The sequence below is a fragment of the Methanoculleus receptaculi genome (genome assembly GCF_033472595.1).
GTDB lineage: Archaea > Halobacteriota > Methanomicrobia > Methanomicrobiales > Methanoculleaceae > Methanoculleus > Methanoculleus receptaculi.
Genome location: NZ_CP137642.1, coordinates 1896912 through 1915117, shown reverse-complemented (window position 1 = coordinate 1915117; position 18206 = coordinate 1896912). Strand labels below are relative to the sequence as shown.

General features: G+C 58.8%; 18 protein-coding genes. 11 read left to right on the top strand and 7 right to left on the bottom strand.

Translation table 11 applies throughout. The features are described 5' to 3' along the window. Positions 1-160 precede the first annotated feature (160 nt). Positions 161-2116, top strand: a complete 1956-nt coding sequence (locus R6Y96_RS10025) for an oxidoreductase (RefSeq protein WP_318621290.1) — start codon at positions 161-163, stop codon at positions 2114-2116. A 184-nt stretch (positions 2117-2300) separates the two neighbouring features. Then, entirely contained in the window at positions 2301-3086 is a 786-nt protein-coding gene (locus R6Y96_RS10020) for an MBL fold metallo-hydrolase (protein ID WP_318621288.1), read from the top strand. Between the two features lie 7 nt (positions 3087-3093). On the opposite strand, the gene R6Y96_RS10015 is transcribed toward R6Y96_RS10020, so the two are convergent. Together R6Y96_RS10015 and R6Y96_RS10010 are read right to left on the bottom strand one after the other, a co-directional pair. After that, complete coding sequence (locus R6Y96_RS10015) at positions 3094-4380, bottom strand: PAS domain S-box protein (protein ID WP_318621287.1); 1287 nt, start codon at positions 4378-4380, stop codon at positions 3094-3096. 233 nt (positions 4381-4613) lie between these two features. After that, positions 4614-5789 (bottom strand): hypothetical protein, encoded by a 1176-nt coding sequence (locus R6Y96_RS10010; RefSeq protein ID WP_318621285.1) that lies wholly within the window; start codon positions 5787-5789, stop codon positions 4614-4616. Positions 5790-6012: 223 nt separating this feature from the next. On the opposite strand from R6Y96_RS10010, the gene R6Y96_RS10005 reads away from it, so the two are divergent. From R6Y96_RS10005 to R6Y96_RS09975, 7 genes are all read left to right on the top strand, one after another. After that, positions 6013-6423, top strand: a complete 411-nt coding sequence (locus R6Y96_RS10005; RefSeq protein WP_318621284.1) for a PaaI family thioesterase — start codon at positions 6013-6015, stop codon at positions 6421-6423. A gap of 118 nt (positions 6424-6541) precedes the next feature. Continuing rightward, positions 6542-8152: a CTP synthase gene (locus R6Y96_RS10000; protein WP_318621282.1), complete on the top strand. Its 1611-nt coding sequence runs from the start codon at positions 6542-6544 to the stop codon at positions 8150-8152. Next, on the top strand, positions 8139-9056 hold the full coding sequence (gene guaA / locus R6Y96_RS09995; protein ID WP_318621280.1) for a glutamine-hydrolyzing GMP synthase: 918 nt from the start codon (positions 8139-8141) through the stop codon (positions 9054-9056). Before R6Y96_RS10000 ends, guaA begins: the two co-directional genes overlap by 14 nt. Positions 9057-9066: 10 nt before the next feature. Next, positions 9067-10191 carry an acetylornithine transaminase gene (locus tag R6Y96_RS09990; RefSeq protein WP_318621279.1) on the top strand — a complete coding sequence of 375 codons (1125 nt, stop codon included), beginning with the start codon at positions 9067-9069 and terminating at the stop codon, positions 10189-10191. Further along, the gene (gene hisC, locus R6Y96_RS09985; protein ID WP_318621278.1) at positions 10175-11233 is read left to right on the top strand and encodes a histidinol-phosphate transaminase; all 1059 of its coding nucleotides are present in this window, start codon (positions 10175-10177) and stop codon (positions 11231-11233) included. The genes R6Y96_RS09990 and hisC overlap by 17 nt, the downstream gene beginning before the upstream one ends. Next, a complete protein-coding gene (locus R6Y96_RS09980; RefSeq protein WP_318621277.1) occupies positions 11230-11742 on the top strand; it encodes an adenylate kinase family protein in 513 nt (170 codons plus the stop codon). Before hisC ends, R6Y96_RS09980 begins: the two co-directional genes overlap by 4 nt. After that, on the top strand, positions 11739-12341 hold the full coding sequence (locus tag R6Y96_RS09975) for a CDP-alcohol phosphatidyltransferase family protein (RefSeq protein WP_318621276.1): 603 nt from the start codon (positions 11739-11741) through the stop codon (positions 12339-12341). The genes R6Y96_RS09980 and R6Y96_RS09975 overlap by 4 nt, the downstream gene beginning before the upstream one ends. A gap of 9 nt (positions 12342-12350) precedes the next feature. On the opposite strand, the gene R6Y96_RS09970 is transcribed toward R6Y96_RS09975, so the two are convergent. The 5 genes from R6Y96_RS09970 to cutA all read right to left on the bottom strand — a co-directional run bounded on the left by R6Y96_RS09970 (position 12351) and on the right by cutA (position 14815). After that, positions 12351-12842: a TspO/MBR family protein gene (locus R6Y96_RS09970; RefSeq protein ID WP_318621275.1), complete on the bottom strand. Its 492-nt coding sequence runs from the start codon at positions 12840-12842 to the stop codon at positions 12351-12353. A gap of 176 nt (positions 12843-13018) precedes the next feature. Next, entirely contained in the window at positions 13019-13279 is a 261-nt protein-coding gene (locus R6Y96_RS09965) for a DUF1894 domain-containing protein (RefSeq protein ID WP_318621274.1), read from the bottom strand. Further along, a complete protein-coding gene (locus R6Y96_RS09960; protein WP_318621273.1) occupies positions 13276-13758 on the bottom strand; it encodes a DUF1890 domain-containing protein in 483 nt (160 codons plus the stop codon). Before R6Y96_RS09960 ends, R6Y96_RS09965 begins: the two co-directional genes overlap by 4 nt. Then, complete coding sequence (fdhD, locus tag R6Y96_RS09955; RefSeq protein WP_318621271.1) at positions 13752-14498, bottom strand: formate dehydrogenase accessory sulfurtransferase FdhD; 747 nt, start codon at positions 14496-14498, stop codon at positions 13752-13754. Before fdhD ends, R6Y96_RS09960 begins: the two co-directional genes overlap by 7 nt. Next, positions 14498-14815 carry a divalent-cation tolerance protein CutA gene (cutA, locus tag R6Y96_RS09950; RefSeq protein ID WP_318621270.1) on the bottom strand — a complete coding sequence of 106 codons (318 nt, stop codon included), beginning with the start codon at positions 14813-14815 and terminating at the stop codon, positions 14498-14500. The genes fdhD and cutA overlap by 1 nt, the downstream gene beginning before the upstream one ends. A gap of 959 nt (positions 14816-15774) precedes the next feature. On the opposite strand from cutA, the gene R6Y96_RS09945 reads away from it, so the two are divergent. Together R6Y96_RS09945 and lysA are read left to right on the top strand one after the other, a co-directional pair. Continuing rightward, the gene (locus tag R6Y96_RS09945; RefSeq protein ID WP_318622522.1) at positions 15775-16923 is read left to right on the top strand and encodes an LL-diaminopimelate aminotransferase; all 1149 of its coding nucleotides are present in this window, start codon (positions 15775-15777) and stop codon (positions 16921-16923) included. Beyond that, a complete protein-coding gene (lysA, locus tag R6Y96_RS09940) occupies positions 16920-18206 on the top strand; it encodes a diaminopimelate decarboxylase (protein ID WP_318621268.1) in 1287 nt (428 codons plus the stop codon). Before R6Y96_RS09945 ends, lysA begins: the two co-directional genes overlap by 4 nt.

Here is an 18206-nt window from a genome sequence, read left to right as displayed (position 1 = left end):
AGGTGTGTCATCCCTGACTGCTCCTCTCCGGGGGGGCGGCAGTAGATGATGGAGCTGAAGGACCCCGGAAAACTGAACCACGCCTGTGATATTGTGGGTAACTCAGGATCAAGGATAAAGAATATATATGATTACAGGTCAATATCGCTCAATCTGACAAATGGGGTTAAAAATGGCTTCAAAAAAGTATCCACACCTTTTTTTGCCCATCACGATTCGAAATGTGGAGATCCGCAACCGCATCGTGATGCTGCCACATGAACCTGCCTTTGGTGGGGAAGACCATATGCCCACACGCAAACAGGTCTTCTATTACCGTGAGCGTGCCATGGGCGGCGTTGGTCTTGTTGTTGTCCCGAGCATGGGCGTGCATCCTTCCGGGAGTTATGCCCACATGGTTCATGCTTTCGATAAAAGGAGCATTCCAGGCCTGACAGCGATCACCGATGCTGTTCACGAATTTGGGGCCCGGGTCTTTGGTCAGCTTACCCATTACGGCAACCAGTCGCGCAGCATTGAGACCCACCGCCCATTATGGGCACCATCAGCACAGCCTGACATGACCATTGGTGAGATCCCCTGGACGATGACGGTCTCGCAGATCCATGAGATCGTGGCAGGGTTTGGTGTTTCCGCAGCCAATCTAATAGAGGCCGGATTCGATGGCGTTGAGATCAAGGTGGCACATGACGGCGTGCTTCGCCAGTTCCTCTCACCCCATTCCAATCACCGGAACGACGAATATGGTGGTTCGGCCGAAAATCGGGCACGCATCGTGCTGGAGGTGCTGCAAGCCATCCGTGAGGCCATAGGGGACAGACCACTGGGGATACGTCTTGACATCAATGAGTATCTTCCAGATGGTCTGGGGGTTGACGATGCCATCGAGTTTGCCAGGATGTTTACCGGGATCGCTGATTACATATCCAGTGATTCAGGCACCTGGGAGTCGATATGGATGACGATCCCGCCCTCCCCAATTGAGCATGGTTTTTTGCTGCCGGATGTAGCGCGCCTGAAGTCTGCCATTTCTGTTCCGGTGATCGGTCATGGGCGGATTGTCCGTCCGGAAGAGGCGGAGGCTGCTCTGGCAGATGGCTCCTGCGATATGATCGGCATGACGCGCCAGTTGATCGCTGATCCTTTCTGGGCAGAAAAAGCTCAGAACGGCGAAGAAGAAGGTATCATGACCTGTATTGGTTGTAATTTCTGTCTCAGTCGCCTTCTGGCTGATAAGCCCGTCATGTGCGTTGTGAACCCGGCTGCCGGTTTTGAGGAGATCTACGGTCATGAAAAACAGGCCCGGTCAGCCCGGCAGCCCGGGAAGTTGGTGGTCGTTGGCGGTGGACCTGCCGGGATGAGAGCAGCTGAAATTGCCGCCAGACAGGGTCATCGGGTTGTGCTCTTTGAGAAGGAGGCGGAGATTGGTGGAAGGATAAAGTGGGAGAGTCGTTTACCGGGCAGGTCCGAGTTTGAGGGTATTACACGCTATGAGGAGTACGCTCTCAGGTCTCTCAAAGTGGATCTGCACAGAGGTGTGGCAGCTGATGCCGAAAAGGTGCTGGAAGAGAGGCCTGAGTGGGTCATCATAGCCACTGGTTCGCAGATGGTGTCTGGCGGGATAAACGGCAGCGATGCGAGATCCGGAGTCTTTACAACTCTGGATGCTCTTGATGGACGGGTGAAGGGTAATCACGTGCTGGTGCTGGATTACGGGGGGACCATTGAAGGGGCGGGAGTTGTTGAATTGCTCGCCACGCAGGGCAGACGCGTGACCTGGGTGACACCCGGTTTTGCCATGGCAATGAACCTCGATGTGACCATCTCGTTACCCCTTTTCCAGCGCCTGGGAAAACTTCAGGTTCGAAATGAACCCATGCAGGTGGTCACCAATTACGAAGGCAAAACTGTCACGTTGCTCAACCCTTACTATGGAACCACCTCCACGGTGGAAAGCGTGGATGCGATTGTGGTCGCTGGCAGCATGGCGCCCCGGCAGGAACTTTTTTACGAACTCCTGGGAAAGGTGCCACGCCTGGATATAATCGGCGATGCTGCAGCGCCCAGGACAACTGGAGCAGCCCTGCTGGATGCCACCAGCTTGATCCTGACGTAACCTTTTTTCCATGAAAACCAGGCCTCCGAGATCCAGATGGGGTAAAGCGGTCTGCGGCGATACAGACCTCCCAGGGCTCCGTTCCCGGAAAGGTTCATCAGATCGGGCCCTCCGGCCTTGAGGAACGGTTTTGATGGCCTCAAATACCTTTATCCCCTATCTCCAGAGAATCTTAACAGAACTGATGAAACTGACGATCCTTGCCAGCGGGAGCAAAGGCAACTGTGCCTGCCTTCAGGGGGAGCGGGGTGCGCTGCTCATCGACGCCGGTCTATCCGCCCGAGAGACGCTCCGGCGCCTTGATGCCGCCGGGGGGGACGCCTCGCTCATCGAGGGCATACTCGTCACGCACGAGCACATCGACCACGTTCGCGGTCTCGACGTCCTCTCAAGGAGGCTCGGTGTTCCGGTCTATGCAACCGGCGGCACCCTGGAGGCTATCCTGGAGAAGTCCGAAGCGTCCATGGCGGATCTCCGGCGGTGCCGTTCCGGCGAGAGGTTCTCCCTCGGCGACTTCTCGATCGAGCCCTTCCCGACTTCTCACGATGCCAGGGAACCCTGTGGATTCTGTATCGCCGAAGGGGATCTCCGTATCGGGTGCTGCACCGATACCGGCACCATCACCCCCACAATCTTTGATCGACTCGCCACCTGCGACGCTGTTCTGCTTGAGAGCAATCACTGCCCCGATATGCTTGAGAACGGTCCATACCCTCCATACTTGAAGAACCGGATAAGATCGAAGAGAGGCCATCTCTCAAACCCTGATGCCGCCCGGTGCCTCCAGCGTCTGGCCGATCATATCCAGGTGGCGATGCTCGCCCATCTTAGCGAGGTCAACAACACACCGGAGAAGGTACGCCTCTCAGCGCTCGAAGGGCTCGGGCTCTACTCTGACCGGGTGGGTGTCGGCGTGGCGCCCCAGGACCCCGGAGCGGTGCATCCGGAGTCCTGCGGGTTCAGGCTCTGACGTCCGCTCAGCCTTTCCGCAGTGTGCAGATCATGCCGATCACAGCACCAGCGGCACTCTTAATGGGTTCGGCGGTGATATGAACCGCCTCTTTCGACCCGTCTTTTCTTACGAGCGCCACACCTTCTGAGCATTCAGCGGATCTGCCGCCCTCCAGCACCTCACGGCTCAGGGTCTCTCTCACACCACCGCCGGAAAAGAGCGACCAGACCGTTTTTCCGACCAGTTCATCCCTGCTGAAACCAGAGAGGCGTTCTGCTGTCAGGTCGGCGATGATGATCGTCCCGGTCTCGTTGGTGGTGATCCTCACACTCTCGGGTTCATCCACCGCGACAGTTCCCTTCTCAGCCGATCGATCCAGCCATCTCTCTGCGGCTTTGCGCTCGGTCACCTCTATGCAGTAGACGAGGTGCTCGAGCTGCTCATTCGCCCGCCTGAGTTCGGCGGTTCGCTCGGCAACAACCTCCTCCAGGTGCTCCCGGTAACGCTGCAGCTCCTCTTCGGCTCTCTTTCTCTCTGTTATATCCCTGATTATGGCCATCAGGTGCGTGCCATGGAGCGGCACAACCCTGGCTTCGTAGCAGCGCGTCTCCCCCTCCGCCCTGCACTCGAACTCGATAGGCGCGGGGCGGGCGTTGGTCCTGACGGCCTCTCGCAGTGCACCCAGGAACGCCTCACTACCTCCTGGGGGTAGCAGGTCCTGCACCCGTTGCCCCAGGTGCGCCCGGGTGATCATCGGCCTCTCCACCAGTCGGCCGGCCCTTGTGTCCAGGATCGTGCCGTCAGCGTTCAGCCTGAGGAAGAGATCCGGGAAAGAATCGATCACCGCGCTCAGTTCGGACGCGGTCTGCTGGAGGCTCTCCTCGATCAGGGTCTGCTCGGTGACGTCCATTATGGAGAGGAGGATACAGTCGTCATCGATGGGTGTTCGGCGGGCCTCGATCTCGCGCACCCGGCCGTCTTTCCGGACAATGGTAACAACCATGGAGTCGCAGTTGCCGCTGAAGAGCTCCTGCCTGAGTTCATGCACCTTCTGCCTGTAGGTCGGGTTCGGGCAGGCGCACTCAAACCAGGTGCTGATATCGGGGAGATCCTCCATGGTATACCCTGTGATCCTGGTAAAAGCCGGGTTCATGTAGCGGTACCTGCCTTTCCCGTCCAGAAGAACGAACCCATCCGGAGCTTTGCGGAGGATCGAGAGGCAGAGTTCTCTTCCCGGCTCTGGTGATTCGCCGCCATCGCTTCTCGCCGTCGACGCTTCCACGGTATCGTTCTCTCCTCTCTCCCCTCTCATCGTAACCGGACCTCCGCTGGATCTCTGCATATTCGGCCCTTCAGGCACGCCTTGCAGGATGTTCTTCTCTCAGGAGTAAATATATCCATCGTTACGCCTTTCTGCTCAACGTTTGAGGATCGTCGCTTCAGCAGGTCATCATGCAACCCGGCTATAAAGTCCGCCGGGGCACGCTCTCCCCATCCACCTGTCATCTTTCTTCCCCGCTAAAGACTGATCATAACACCACATCATTATATCCTGATCTCGAGTGTCTGCATACAATACTGATCAACGCTTGAGAAAAACGTAGATCTGGCGCGTTTTGCACGTTCTTCATCTCCTTCAACGAAGTCCCGGAGGATATATTCCAGCGCCGTCAGGTAGTAATCGCGCGCCATCGAAGCCTTCTTCACCTCCTCAAAGCAGAGAAGACTTTCGGTCCTGTGATTGCACATAACCTCGAGCACGGTGTCAAGCAGCAGGAGCAGGCGACGGGGAAACTCTTTCAGGATTGCCAGTTTCCGAAACCTTGCATAAGAACCTGGTTTTCCACCAAGGATTGCCAGCTTCATCCCATAATAGAGCGGCTCGTGGTCGTCTGGAAACTGCTGCATCATCTGTTTGACTATGGATGCGGCACCGCTCCCGTTGCGCAGGTCCACACTGGTGTTGAATGCCTCAGTCAGGAAGTACCTGTCGTTTGCAAAATGTTCGGTGGCACGGTCAAGGAGTTGCTGGCGGCGTTCAGCATCTCCCACATGTTTTGTCCATGCGATGCCGATGCGATAGAACGCCGGTTCGCTCGGGAACCAGGTGAACCCCAGGTCAAGCATGTACCAGAATACCGAGTTCAGCTGGCTCTCCTTACGATCGAGCGGCCCAAGACGGCTGAGCGGGGGACGAACAAGGGCAAGCGTCAGCATCTCCTCGCGAGCCTGAAGTTCCATGTCGTCGGGGCGGGGACCAGGACTCTGGTTCTTTGCCAGGGAGAGCGCGTAGTAGCAGTAGGCTATTGCGGCGTTGATGCGGACGTCATGGTTCCTGTGGCGTGAAAGATATTCAAGTGCCTGATAGTAACTGCCGATATCGATCAGGTTGAGAGCCACCATCACCTCAAGCGTTGCCCGCCCCTTCTGCTCTCTTTTGTTCCCAACGGCATGCCGCAGCACCTTCTCCAGGAACTCGGGTGTCGGGGGGTCGCGCTTTGCGTTAAGAAGTGCAAAACCTGTTTCATCAATGAAATCGTCGTAGGTTCTGTCATCGAGGTCGGGAAATGAGCGATCGAGTGTGGCGGCGACATGCCCGAAGAAGACCGGGAGGTTTCCCTCAATCTTCTCGATGTTCTTCGCTATATAGTCGTCCATGGTAGCCCTGAGTTGTTCGAGTCTCCTGTTCTGGAGGGCCTCTGGCTGCCACGCTCTTTCCATGGATCTACTGGTGGAAGGTGGAAGAGATATTTGTTGTCATATGCTCACCGGGCTAAAACGGCAGGAATTTTGAGGCTTGATCTGCCTTTCATCGCATAAATGCCTGTAGACACTCTGCAGGACAGAATAACGCCGATCTGCGTGACCCCTTCTCAAGGGGCACCTGTATTCATAATGCTTATCATTGGTAATCCCAAACCCTCAAGGAGGCGGGTATGATAGCATGGGCTACATTGAGAGGTTAAAAGAGGTTGGAAGGGATGCGAATCCCTTCTTCAGCCTGATGGGTATAGAGATTGAGGGTTTTGGAGATGGGCATGCCTCCCTCTCGATGGAGGTCAGACCGGATATGCTGAACGGTGCCGGGTGGCTCCAGGGTGGTGTCTACGTGGCGCTTGCGGACGAGGCGGTCGCGCTTGCCCTCTACACCCTCCTTGAGGAGGGTGAGCGTATAGCCACGATCGACGAGCATACCTGTTTCATAAAGGGTGTCAATTCCGGGACGATCTTCGCCACCGGGGATGTCATCCGCAAAGGCCGCCGGGTGGCGTTTGCAGATGGCGAGGTAACGAGCGGTGAGGACGGGACGCTCCTGTCCCGGACATCGACATCTTATGCGGTTATCAGGAGGTAGCACTGCCCTCCCTTCAGAGAGAGGGGCGCACGGGATCTCCCGAACAATAGATTCTCAATACGCGGGATCACATATCTAGGAGAGAAGATCTGGAAACGATCGGGGGAGGAGCGAGAGTTTGAAGTATATCGTTGTAACCGGCGGCGTCATGAGCGGGCTCGGGAAAGGTATAACCACGGCGTCCATCGGCCGCATCTTGAAGAATCGCGGCTACGAGGTGACGGCGGTAAAGATTGATCCATACCTGAACATCGATGCCGGCACGATGAACCCTGCCCAACACGGGGAGGTCTTTGTCCTCTCCGACGGCGGGGAGGTCGATCTCGATCTCGGCAACTACGAGCGGTTCCTGGATATCAACCTGAAATCGATCCACAACATAACGACGGGCAAGGTCTACCGGAACGTCATCGAGAAGGAGCGGCGGGGAGACTTCCTCGGCGCGACCGTCCAGATAATCCCTCACATCACAGACGAGATCAAGCAGAGCATCAGGCGTGCGGCCGAGGAGCCTATCGACGGTGGCAGGAAAGCCGAGATCTGCCTTGTGGAGGTTGGCGGCACGGTGGGCGACATCGAGAGCATGCCGTTTTTAGAGGCCATACGGCAGATGCACGGTGAACTTCCACGGGAGGAGATGATCCTGGTCCACGTCACCCTTGTCCCGGTAGACACCATGGGTGATCACAAGACCAAACCCACACAGCACTCAGTCAAGGCGCTTCGGGAACTGGGGCTGCAGCCCGACATCATCGTTGGCAGGAGCAGAGAGGTGCTCAGCCAACAGACAAAGAAGAAGATATCGGCCTTCACCGATGTCCCGGCAAAGGCCGTCATCTCCGCAAAGGACGTCCCTGACATCTACCAGATCCCAATGGAACTTGAGAAAGAAGGGCTTGCGGATGTCGTCTGCAGTTACCTTGGACTGGAGAACAGGCAGCCAGATCCGGCCTGGTACAGGGTTGTCTCTAGGGAGTACACCAACCGGGTGACGGTTGCCATAGTAAGCAAGTACGGGATCGAGGACGTCTACATGTCCATCAAGGAGGCGCTCAAGCACGCTGGCAGGGCTCTCTCCACCGAGGTGAACATCCAGTGGCTGGATGCGGAGGCGTTCGAACCCAGGGATCTCGCCGATGTCGACGGTGTCCTGGTTCCAGGGGGGTTTGGGAAACGTGGCATCGAGGGCAAGATCCAGGCGATCCGCTGCGCCCGCGAGGAGAGAAAACCCTACCTCGGTCTCTGCCTCGGTTTTCAGCTTGCCGTGATCGAGTACGCCCGGCACGTAGCTGGAATAGAGGACGCTACAAGCGAGGAGATAGACGAAGGGACACATGTCATCGCCCTCCTTCCAGAGCAGGAGGAGGTCAGCGAACTCGGGGGCACGATGCGCCTTGGGAACTGCAGCATCACACTCAAGGAAGGGACGCTGGTTGCCGGGCTCTACGGCGGGACGTCGATCGTTGAGCGGCACCGCCACCGCTACGAGGTGAACCCGGCGTTCATCGCTGACCTTGAAGCCGCCGGGCTGGTGTTCTCAGGTTTCTGCGGGCAACGGATGGAGGTCTGCGAGATCCCGGATCATCCCTTCTACCTTGCGACACAGTTCCACCCCGAGTTCAGGTCGAGCCCGACCCACCCTTCCCCGCCCTATGTAGGGTTTGTAGAAGCATGCAAGAAGAATAAATCTACCCAGAATCAGGTGGCTGAGCAGAATGATGAACGTTGAGAAATTTATCGATCAGGCAATCAGGGGGATACGCGATGCTGCCGGCGGTGAGAAGGTTGTGATGGCGCTCTCCGGCGGTGTGGACTCGTCGGTCTGCGCGGCGCTCGGGGCACGCGCGATAGGCGATCGCTTGATCCCGATATATGTGGATACCGGGCTAATGCGAAAAGGTGAGACCGAGCGGATACGCTCGCTCTTTGCCGATAAAAACCTCCGTGTGGTGGACGCCGCAGACGAGTTCTTCGAGGCGCTCGCGGGTGTGACCGACCCTGAGGGGAAGCGTAAGGCCATCGGCGAGAAGTTTATAAGGGTTTTCGAGCGCGAGGCAAAGAGGACGGGAGCGACGATGCTCCTTCAGGGGACGATCTACCCTGACCGTATCGAGAGCGAGGGGGGTATCAAGAGCCACCACAACGTGGGTGGCATGCCTCTCAACATCGATTTTAAGGGTGTCATCGAACCGCTCGCAGACCTCTACAAGGATGAAGTGCGCGAGGTCGCCGCCGCGCTCGGGCTCCCGGCGGAGATTCAGCACCGGATGCCCTTCCCGGGGCCGGGGCTTGCGGTCCGGGTGCTTGGCGAGGTGACGAGAGAGAAGATCGAGATCGTCCGGGAGGCAAACGCCATAGTCGAGGAGTGTCTGGTGGAGGAGTTCAGACCCTGGCAGTGTTTTGCGGCTTTAATCGGTCTTGGCACAGGTGTCAAGGGGGATGTCCGGCTTCATGGCTGGATAGTCGCTGTCCGGGCGGTCCAGTCCAGGGATGGGATGACCGCCGATCCACTCCGTCTCCCCTACGAGACCCTTTTTCGGATAATGACGCGGATCACAGCCGAGATCCCCGGTGTCTCACGGGTCGTCTATGACGTCACCCCGAAACCACCCGCAACGATCGAGTATGAGTGAGGTGGAGAGAATGGAGCAGGATTCACGGGAACTTGATGCACGCTACTACATGCCCGCGTTCTCCCGGACTATCAAGATCGTCCGGGGTGAGGGCTCACGCGTCTGGGACGACCGGGGGCGGGAGTATATCGATTGTGTGGCCGGAATTGCGGTCTGCAGCACAGGTCACTGCCACCCGAAGGTGGTCAGGGCGATCTGTGATCAGGCGAGGCAGCTGATCCACTGTTCAAATCTCTACTATGTTCCAAACCAGGCGGAACTTGCAGAGAGGCTTGTAGAGATCACGGGGCTTGCAAAGGCGTTCTTCTCAAACTCCGGGGCAGAGGCGAACGAGGGTGCGATCAAGCTCGCACGCATCCGGACCGGCCGCAATAAGTTTGTTGCGTTCACCCACGGGTTCCATGGCAGGACATGCGGATCGCTTGCCATCACTCACAAACCCGCGATCAGGGAGCCGTTCGAACCCCTATCGCCCCCCTGCACCTTCGTCGACTACGGTGATCTTGACGCCCTGGCGGAAGCGGTCGATGAAGATACCGCCGGGGTCTTTGTCGAGCCGATCCAGGGGGAGGCGGGTGTCCTGATCCCTCCCGATGGTTTCCTCCAGGGAATCCGGGAGATCTGCGATGATTCCGGCGCGCTGATGATCGTCGATGAGGTGCAGACCGGTATGGGCCGGACAGGGAGATGGTTTGCCTTCCAGCACACCGGTGTCACCCCCGATATCGTCACGATTGCAAAAGGGCTTGCAAGCGGGTTTCCCATCGGGGCGCTCGTTGCGCGCGAGGGGCTGGAGTTCAGGAAGGGTGAGCACGGGAGCACCTTTGCGGGCGGACCTGTTGCCTGTGCGGCGGCACTCGCGACTATCGGCGTCATAGAAGGTGTTCTCCCCGAGGTTCCCCGGAAAGGCGAGATCTTCATGAAAGGGCTTGCCGCTCACAACCCGCGCGGCCGCGGGCTGATGATAGGGATCCCGGTCGGTGACCGCTGTCCTGAGGTGCAGCAGACCTGCGCTGAGAACGGTGTTCTTGTCAACTGCGCCGCCGATGGAAACCTCCGTCTGATCCCGCCGCTTGTGATCACGGATGAGGAGATCGAGACGGCTGTCGGGGTCATCGATGCAGCGCTTGGTTAGAGTGTGTTTCTCAGAGGCGAGCGGCTACTCCTTTGCGAAGAAGGCCGCGGACGTGGCGCGGGAGCACGGAATCGAGAGGGTTGCCCGTCTTGCGAGCAACGAGAATCCGCGGCCTCCATCTCAGAGTGTGATCGAGGCGGGGTGCGCTGCACTCCTGGAGGCGAACCGCTACCCGGATGAACGGGCGTCTGTCTTCGTTGAGGCTCTCCGCCGATACCACGGTGATTACCGGTTTGTCACCGGCGCCGGGATGGACGGCGTCATCGAGACGCTGATCCGAACGGTCGTCGAGCCCGGTGAGACTGTGGTGATCTCGACCCCGACCTTCTCCTTCTACGGGATTGCGGCCATCGCGCACGGTGCCCGCGTGGTGAACGCCCCGCGGAGGAAAGAAGACTTCTCGGTCGATCCGGCAGACTTCATCAGGGTGTGCGGTGGCGCAAAACTTGCGTTCCTCTGCACCCCGAACAACCCCACAGGGAACACCGTCCCGCTCGAAACGGTTGAGGAGATACTGGAGGGGCTGGAGGGGTTGCTATTCCTGGACAACGCCTATATCGAGTTCTCGGATATGGATTACCTGCCGCTCATGCATCGGTACGAGAACCTTGTCCTCGGCCGGACGATGTCAAAGATCTTTGCCCTGGCGGGGTTGCGGGTGGGCTACGCTTTTGTGCCCGGATGGCTTGAACCGTTTTACAATCGGGCGGCAACACCGTTTGCACTGAACTCTGTATCGGCCGCCGCCGCCGCCGCCGCCCTCGCGGAGGAAGAGAGCGTCCGCGAGACCCGCGAGCATGTCCTGCGCTGGAGGCGGCGGTTCATCGAGGAGATCCCGGGTGCGTATCCGTCGGATGCAAACTTTGTCATGATCGATGTTGCCCCATACACAGGCGACGAGGCGGTGGAGCGTCTCGCGGCACGGGGTGTTCTGGTGCGGTCCTGCACCACCTTCCCCGGTCTCGGCGACCACTACATAAGGGTCAGCATCGGTGACGACCGGGAAAACGCTCTATTCATGGAGGCGATACGCGACCTATGATGGTGGGGCTCACCGGCACGCCGGGAACCGGGAAGAGTTCCGTTGCTGCCGAACTCGAACGGCGCGGGCACAGGGTTGTTCACCTTGTTGATACGGTTCAACCTTATATCTTGGAGGAGGACCGCGCCCGCCAGACGATGGTGGTTGACACCGATCGCTGGGTGGCAGGGTTCGAGCCTGTTGACGGGATAATCGAGGGGCATCTTGCCCATCTCATCCCCTGCGACCTTGTGGTGGTGCTCCGGTGCCGCCCTGACGTCCTGCGGAGACGCCTTGAGGTGCGGGGTTATCCCGGGGCAAAGATCGCGGAGAACGTCGAGGCGGAGGCGCTCGATCTGATCCTGATCGAGACGCTCGATGAACACCCCGCTGAACACGTCCTGGAGGTGGATACAACCGATCTCTCCATCGAGGATTGTGCCGGGCTTGTTGAGCGGTTTATCAGCGGAGAACTCCCGCCATCCTGTGGATCGATCGACTGGACGGACTACCTGGAGACCGGATTATGACGCTCGACCAGTACAGGCCGCAGGCCCAGCGTATCATGCAGCCGGCGATAAACCTGGTGCGGAGGGCTGGCATAACCCCGGACGCCCTGACGGTGGGATCGTTCATCGTATCGGCGCTTGCCGGCATTGCGTTCTATCTTGGGGGAGTGGTCTCTGGCACCATCCTGGTCGCGCTAAATGCCGCTTTTGATGCGCTCGACGGGGCGCTTGCACGTGAGATGGGGATCGCCGGAGCCCACGGGGATTTCCTGGATCATGTCATCGACAGATACGCTGATATCTTCATAATCACCGGGATATTTGCCGGCGGTGCTGCCCCGTGGCAGATAGGGGTATTCGCGCTGACGGGTGTCCTGATGTCCTCGTATCTCGGCACCCAGGCGCAGGCTGTAGGGGTCGGCAGGTTTTACGGCGGCATACTTGGCCGGGCGGACCGCCTGCTGCTGATCATCATTGCAGGAGCGCTCACCGTCATGGTTCCGGTTGAGATCTGCGGTTTGAACTACCTGGGGTGGCTCCTGGTCATATTCGGTACTCTGGGGCACTACACCGCCATCCAGCGTTTCATTCACGTCTGGCGCGAGATTGGGAAACAATGATCTCCACCATCATGGGTTGAGGATGTAGATGCCGTGGTTGAGGTAGGCCGCGAAGGCAACCCAGATGAGATAGGGGACAAGGAGCGCTGCTGCGGGGATCGAGACCCGGTAGAAGGCGACTATTGCCAGCAGGATTGCAATCCAGAGGAGCAGGATCACGGTGAGCGCGAGGAACGGTGCCTGCAGCCCGAAGAAGGCATAAGACCAGAGAACGTTCAGGAATAACTGGACACCAAAGATCCCTACCGCAACCGGCACACCCCGCTGCTTCCAGCCCTTGCTCCAGACCAGGTAGAGTGCAATGCCCATAAGGACGTAGAGCACCGTCCAGACTGGAGCAAAGACCCATGCCGGCGGGGTCAGCCCCGGTTTTACCAGGGAGGCATACCAGGTTGGAATCGCCGGCATGGTAAACGCCGATCCTATCTTTGCAGCTGCAAGGCAGATCCCGATCGCCACAATGGCCTGGACGGCCCGGATGTATACTGGTGCGGGTTTCACGAGGTGAAATGATAAATTGTTTTACTTAACCATTTTGGTCTTCGCGCAAATGTCAGCCCTCGAGCTGACGGTGTGACCGGAGCCCCGGTGCGTCTGGAGCGGTGAGCGGCGGCAACCCTCTGGAAGCCGCTGCCACAGATGGTCGGAGGAAGCGGAGAATATCCAGAGGAAGAGGGTTACTTTCTCTTCCTCTCCCGCAACCGTGCGATCTCGTCGCTCCCGGGTATCTTCACCACAAAAGTTCCGTGACAGGGTTTGGTGTAGGGGAAGACAATGTTTTCACCCTCGATCCCGACATAGAGCGGCGGCACGCCGATGATGTGGACGTCCAGTATCCGGTAACCCGGTTCAACCTCGTAATACTCTTTAACGTTCTTCCGGATGAACTCTCGCGCCTCCTTAAAAGACGATCCGGAGAGTAAGACCTCGGGTTTCATAGCTTCGAGACAACCGGCCATTGCATCACCTCGTCAAGTCTTCTTTTCAGCGGCATTGGGTTATGCACCGCCTTCGCCGCGATAATCTCGCAGGGAAACTCGATCTCGCCGGCGAGTTCCTCTGCGTGCTCCCCGAATATAAGCGCGCAGACCCGTGCACTGGAGATATACGCCATCGTTCCGGCGTATGCAACCCCTGAATCATTGTGGATGAAGACGAAACAGAGTTTAAAATCCCGTTGCTTCTCTGCTATCTCATCGATCATATTGTCAAGGTCGTTCATCTCGTCGATGTAGCAACGGCCGGGATCGGCCACCTCCATCAGTTTCCGTGCTGCAGGTGTCCCCGCGATCACCGGACGGCAACCCTGTCTCCTCAGGTTGTGCGCCGTGTATAGCGCCAGACTCGTCTGGACGGGCACCTGCGGGCACCCGAGCAGGAGCAGCGCCTCATTCTTCAGGTTATCTGTTTCTACCATGGTCTCCCCAGTTTTTTCAGAACTTCAGGCACCCGTTCAGGGTGCGTGTAGATGGTGAACCGCTCGCCCCGCGAGAAGCCTATCAGGGTGATCCCTGCACGCTCTGCCGTCATGATCCCCCGGTCGGTGGATGCAGCCCGGGAGACGACGATCGGGATACCTGCATTGGCCGCCTTTGCTACCATTCCTGCAGGCTGCCTTCCCGTGCAACCGAGGACGCACCCCGACCTGTCCAGCCCCCGGAGGGTCGCATAACCCACCACCTTATCGACGGTGTTGTGCCTGCCGAGGTCGCAGGCCCTGGTGACGAGGTCGCCGCCGCAGAAGAGGACGGAACAGTGGACGCCGCCGGTCCGTCGCCAGACATCAGACTCGATCGCTGCCGTGACCGCGCGGACGCCGTCAGCGGTGATCGTGATAGTTGAATCCACCTTATTTGCCTCGCCAAGCACCCGGTAACCGCCGGACGACTCCATCTCGAGCAGGGACTCTCTCTTTACCGGTGCGGCTATATGGACATCCCCGCCAGAGACCTCGACGGACTCGACCGTCTCCGCCAGCCCCTCGCAGACGACAAACCCCGCCCCGAGATCTTCGAGGCGTTCAGGGCTTGCCACAATGGTTGTAAGATACTCTCCGTTCAGGAAGAGCCGGACACGGCCTTCGACGATGATACTGTCCTGGACCTCACACACCTCATCCCCGTTCACCTGGATCCCCGTGCGGCGGACGGTCTCCATCAGCCTGTCTCCTCCCGTATCCAGTTAAGGTATGGGCCATCCCCCCCGATAATCGGGATGGCGATAATCTCGGGCAGGTCGTATGTGTGCTGGCCGCGAATCCTCTCTATCAGGGGATCGAGGAGGCGGTGCTGTGTCTTCATGATCAGGAGGCGCTCGTCCTCTGTGGATACCGCCCCCTCCCACCAGAAACACGACCTGACATCCACAACGTTCACGCAGGCTGCAAGACGGGCATTGACGAGCGACACGGCGAGATTCTCAGCATCACCGGCCTGGGCCGTGCAGAAGACCATGATGCAATCGGGAGGATCCATGGTTTAACCTTCGTATCCGCTTTATTTAACCTTGTGGGGATGAAGGGGGGCGGGAAGTCCCCGGTCTTCTGGCGGGGGATGAAGACGGAGCCGCCATTCTTCCTTGTGGGGCGTGTTGGATGGGGAAAGGAACTTTTCCCCGTCACCGCATCTCTTCAGGAGCACCGCCTTTCACCGGCCACACCATCACCAGGCTGCTCAACAAGGTCTGGTGGGATGCCGTGCCAGGGACTTGATTGGTGAGGAGATCTCCTCCGTGGCAGTGTATCTATGGAGAATCACCCCGTGGTGGGACCGGCGGGGAGGGGATGGAACATCTTCCGCCCTGTCGCTGCATCCTCTGATACACCTCTTTCGTCGACCACCCCCACCTCCCGGCGCGTTCCGCGGCTTCCTCCCACCCCCTCAAGGGGGCGGGCAGTAAGTGGCGATAGCCAGGGGGAAGCCGTGCTACTGAGGAAACAGGATCTTCGAGGAGTTTCTCAGGTGAGGCCGCGAGGTAGCGGTCTCCTCCCCGGAGAGTGTATCGATGGAGCATCGCCCCCCCGTTGGGAGCTGACGGGGAGGGACGGAGACGCTGCCTCTGTTGTCTCTCGCATCTCCAGGTAAACATCCTTCGTCGACCCGCTATCTTTTCCAATCTCTCGGGAATTGCGTCTTGCAAAACCCTGGCCACCCACCCAACATTCAGATGGCGGGATGACCCGCGGCGATGCGGATCATCCCCTGGCTACCCATCGTCCCTGGGGAAGACAATCAGATGGGGGCACAGCCTGAAGGGATTGGTACGGATAGCCTCAGACTGTCGCCGCACCGTCGCCTCCCTGGCGGCGATACTCCTTTTTCGTCCACTGCGCGCCAGAGCGTAAACGGTATCCCTTTTTCCGATCATGTTGTCCGGGCATGAGTTTCCCGTAAGGTGAGAAGATAAATAGGGTTTCGTGTGCAATACCTAAATGATGTATTCGAGACGCATGGATCACCTCCCTCCCTACCTTTTTGCGCGCATTGACGAGATGAAAGAGGAGAAACAGCGCCAGGGCGTTGATATAATCGACCTCGGGGTTGGCGATCCCGATCTCCCCACGCCGAAGCATATAGTGGAGGCCCTCTGTGCCGCAACCCGTGACCCTAAGAATCATCACTACCCCTCCTATGCCGGTATGCCCGCGTACCGCAGGGCGGTGGCAGAATGGTATCGGCGTCGGTTCGGGGTTGACCTCGAGCCGATGAAGGAGACCCTCGCGCTAATCGGTTCAAAAGAGGGGATCGCGCACATCGCCGAGGCCTTTGTCAACCCCGGTGAGTTTGTCCTGGTTGCAGATCCCGGTTACCCCGTCTACAAGACCTCCGCCCTCTTTGCTGAGGGTAAGGTCTATGAGATGCCGCTCTGCCCCGAGAACAATTTTCTTCCGGCGCTTGAGGATATCCCCGCCGCTGTTGTTAAGCAGGCCAGGATGATCTTCATCAACTACCCGAATAACCCCACGGCAGCCGTAGCACCCCTCTCGTTCTTTGAGGAGGTTGTCGAGTTTGCAAGGGAGCACGATATCGTCGTGGTCCATGACAACGCCTACTCCGAGATCACCTTCGATGGCTACCGTTCACCCTCCTTCCTCGAGGCCGACGGCGCGATGGAGGTCGGTATCGAGATGCACTCCCTCTCAAAGACCTACAACATGACCGGGTGGCGGATCGGGATGGCCTGTGGAAACGCCGATATTGTAGCAGGGCTCGGTCGTGTCAAGACCAACGTTGACTCCGGGGCGTTCGATGCCATCCAGCACGCCGCGATTGCCGCGTTAACAGGCCCTCAGGACTCTGTTAGAGAGGCCTGTTCGGTATACCAGGAGCGCCGGGACGCGCTCGTCTCGGGTCTTCGAGAGATCGGGTTTGACGTTCAGGCGCCGAAGGCCACCTTCTACGTATGGGTGCCGGTCGACGACTGCATGGCATTTGCCGCGAAACTCCTCGACGAGGCCGGGATTGTCGCGACGCCGGGGGTCGGTTTCGGTCGAAACGGTGAGGGGTTCGTCCGTTTCGCGATCACCCGGTCGGTCGAGCGGATCAACGAGGCGGTCGAGCGGATGCGGGGGCTTGACCTGTGATCCTCCCGCCGCACCTCATGGTTAAGGCCGGTCATCTCTGGATCGGCGGCCAGGACACAGTGGATCTCGCGCAACGGTTTGGCACTCCACTCTACGTCACCGACGAGGACCGGATCCGGGAGAACTTCAGGCGCCTTGCAGGCGCCCTCACCGCGCATTATCCGAACGTCCGGATCCTCTACGCCGCCAAGGCAAACGGCAATCTCGCGGTCTTCAGGATACTTGCCTCGATGGGCGCGGGTGCCGATGTGTTCTCCGCAGGGGAGGTCTCTCTCGCCCTTGCCGCCGGGATGCGGCCGGAGTCGCTCCTCTTCAACGGGAGCTCGAAATCCCCTGCTGACCTTGCCCTCGCGGTTGAGAAGGGGATAAAGGTCTCGGTGGACTCGCTTGACGAACTCCGGCAACTCAATGCGGCGGCCGCAGAGGCGGGAAAGACGGTCGAGATTGCTTTCAGGGTCAACCCTGAGATCGATGTTCCTACCCACCCGAAGATCGCAACCGGGCTTGCGACAAGCAAGTTCGGCATTCCTGCAGGACAGATCCTGGATGCCTACCGGGAGGCCCTTGATGCAGGGCATGTCAACCCTGTCGGTATCCACTGCCATATCGGCTCGCAGATCCTGGCCGTGGAGCCATTCGCGCGCGAGGTCGAGGTGTTGATCAGGCTCGCGAGCGACCTTATCGATATCGGGGTAGACCCCTCCTTCATTGACATCGGGGGAGGGCTCGGCATCCCCTACCGCCGGGAGACTGACCGTGCCCCGACGCCCGAGGACTATGCGGGAGCGATCATGCCCATCTTCCTGAAGGGGATACGTGACCTCGGGATCGAGCCAGAACTCTGGATTGAACCGGGCCGCTGGCTCATCGGCGACTCGACGATTCTCCTCACCAGGGTCAACTCAGTCAAGACCGCCCACAGGACCTTTGCAAACGTCGATGCCGGGTTCAACCTGTTCATCCGTCCAGCGATGTACGATGCCCACCACGAGGTAGTAGCAGCAAACAAAGCAGACACTCCCCCCCAGCGGGAATACTCGGTCGCGGGACCAATCTGTGAGATGGGTGACATCCTTGCCAGTGACCGTATGCTCCCTGACCTTGAGGCCGGTGATCTCATCGCCGTCCTGGATGCCGGGGCATACGGGTTTGCGATGTCATCGCAGTATAACAGTCGGCCACGCTGCGCTGAGGTGCTGGTCGCAGGTGGAAGGGCTGCATTGATGCGTCGGGCCGAGACGATCGACGACCTGATCGCCACGATGTTGACCCCGCCATGGTAG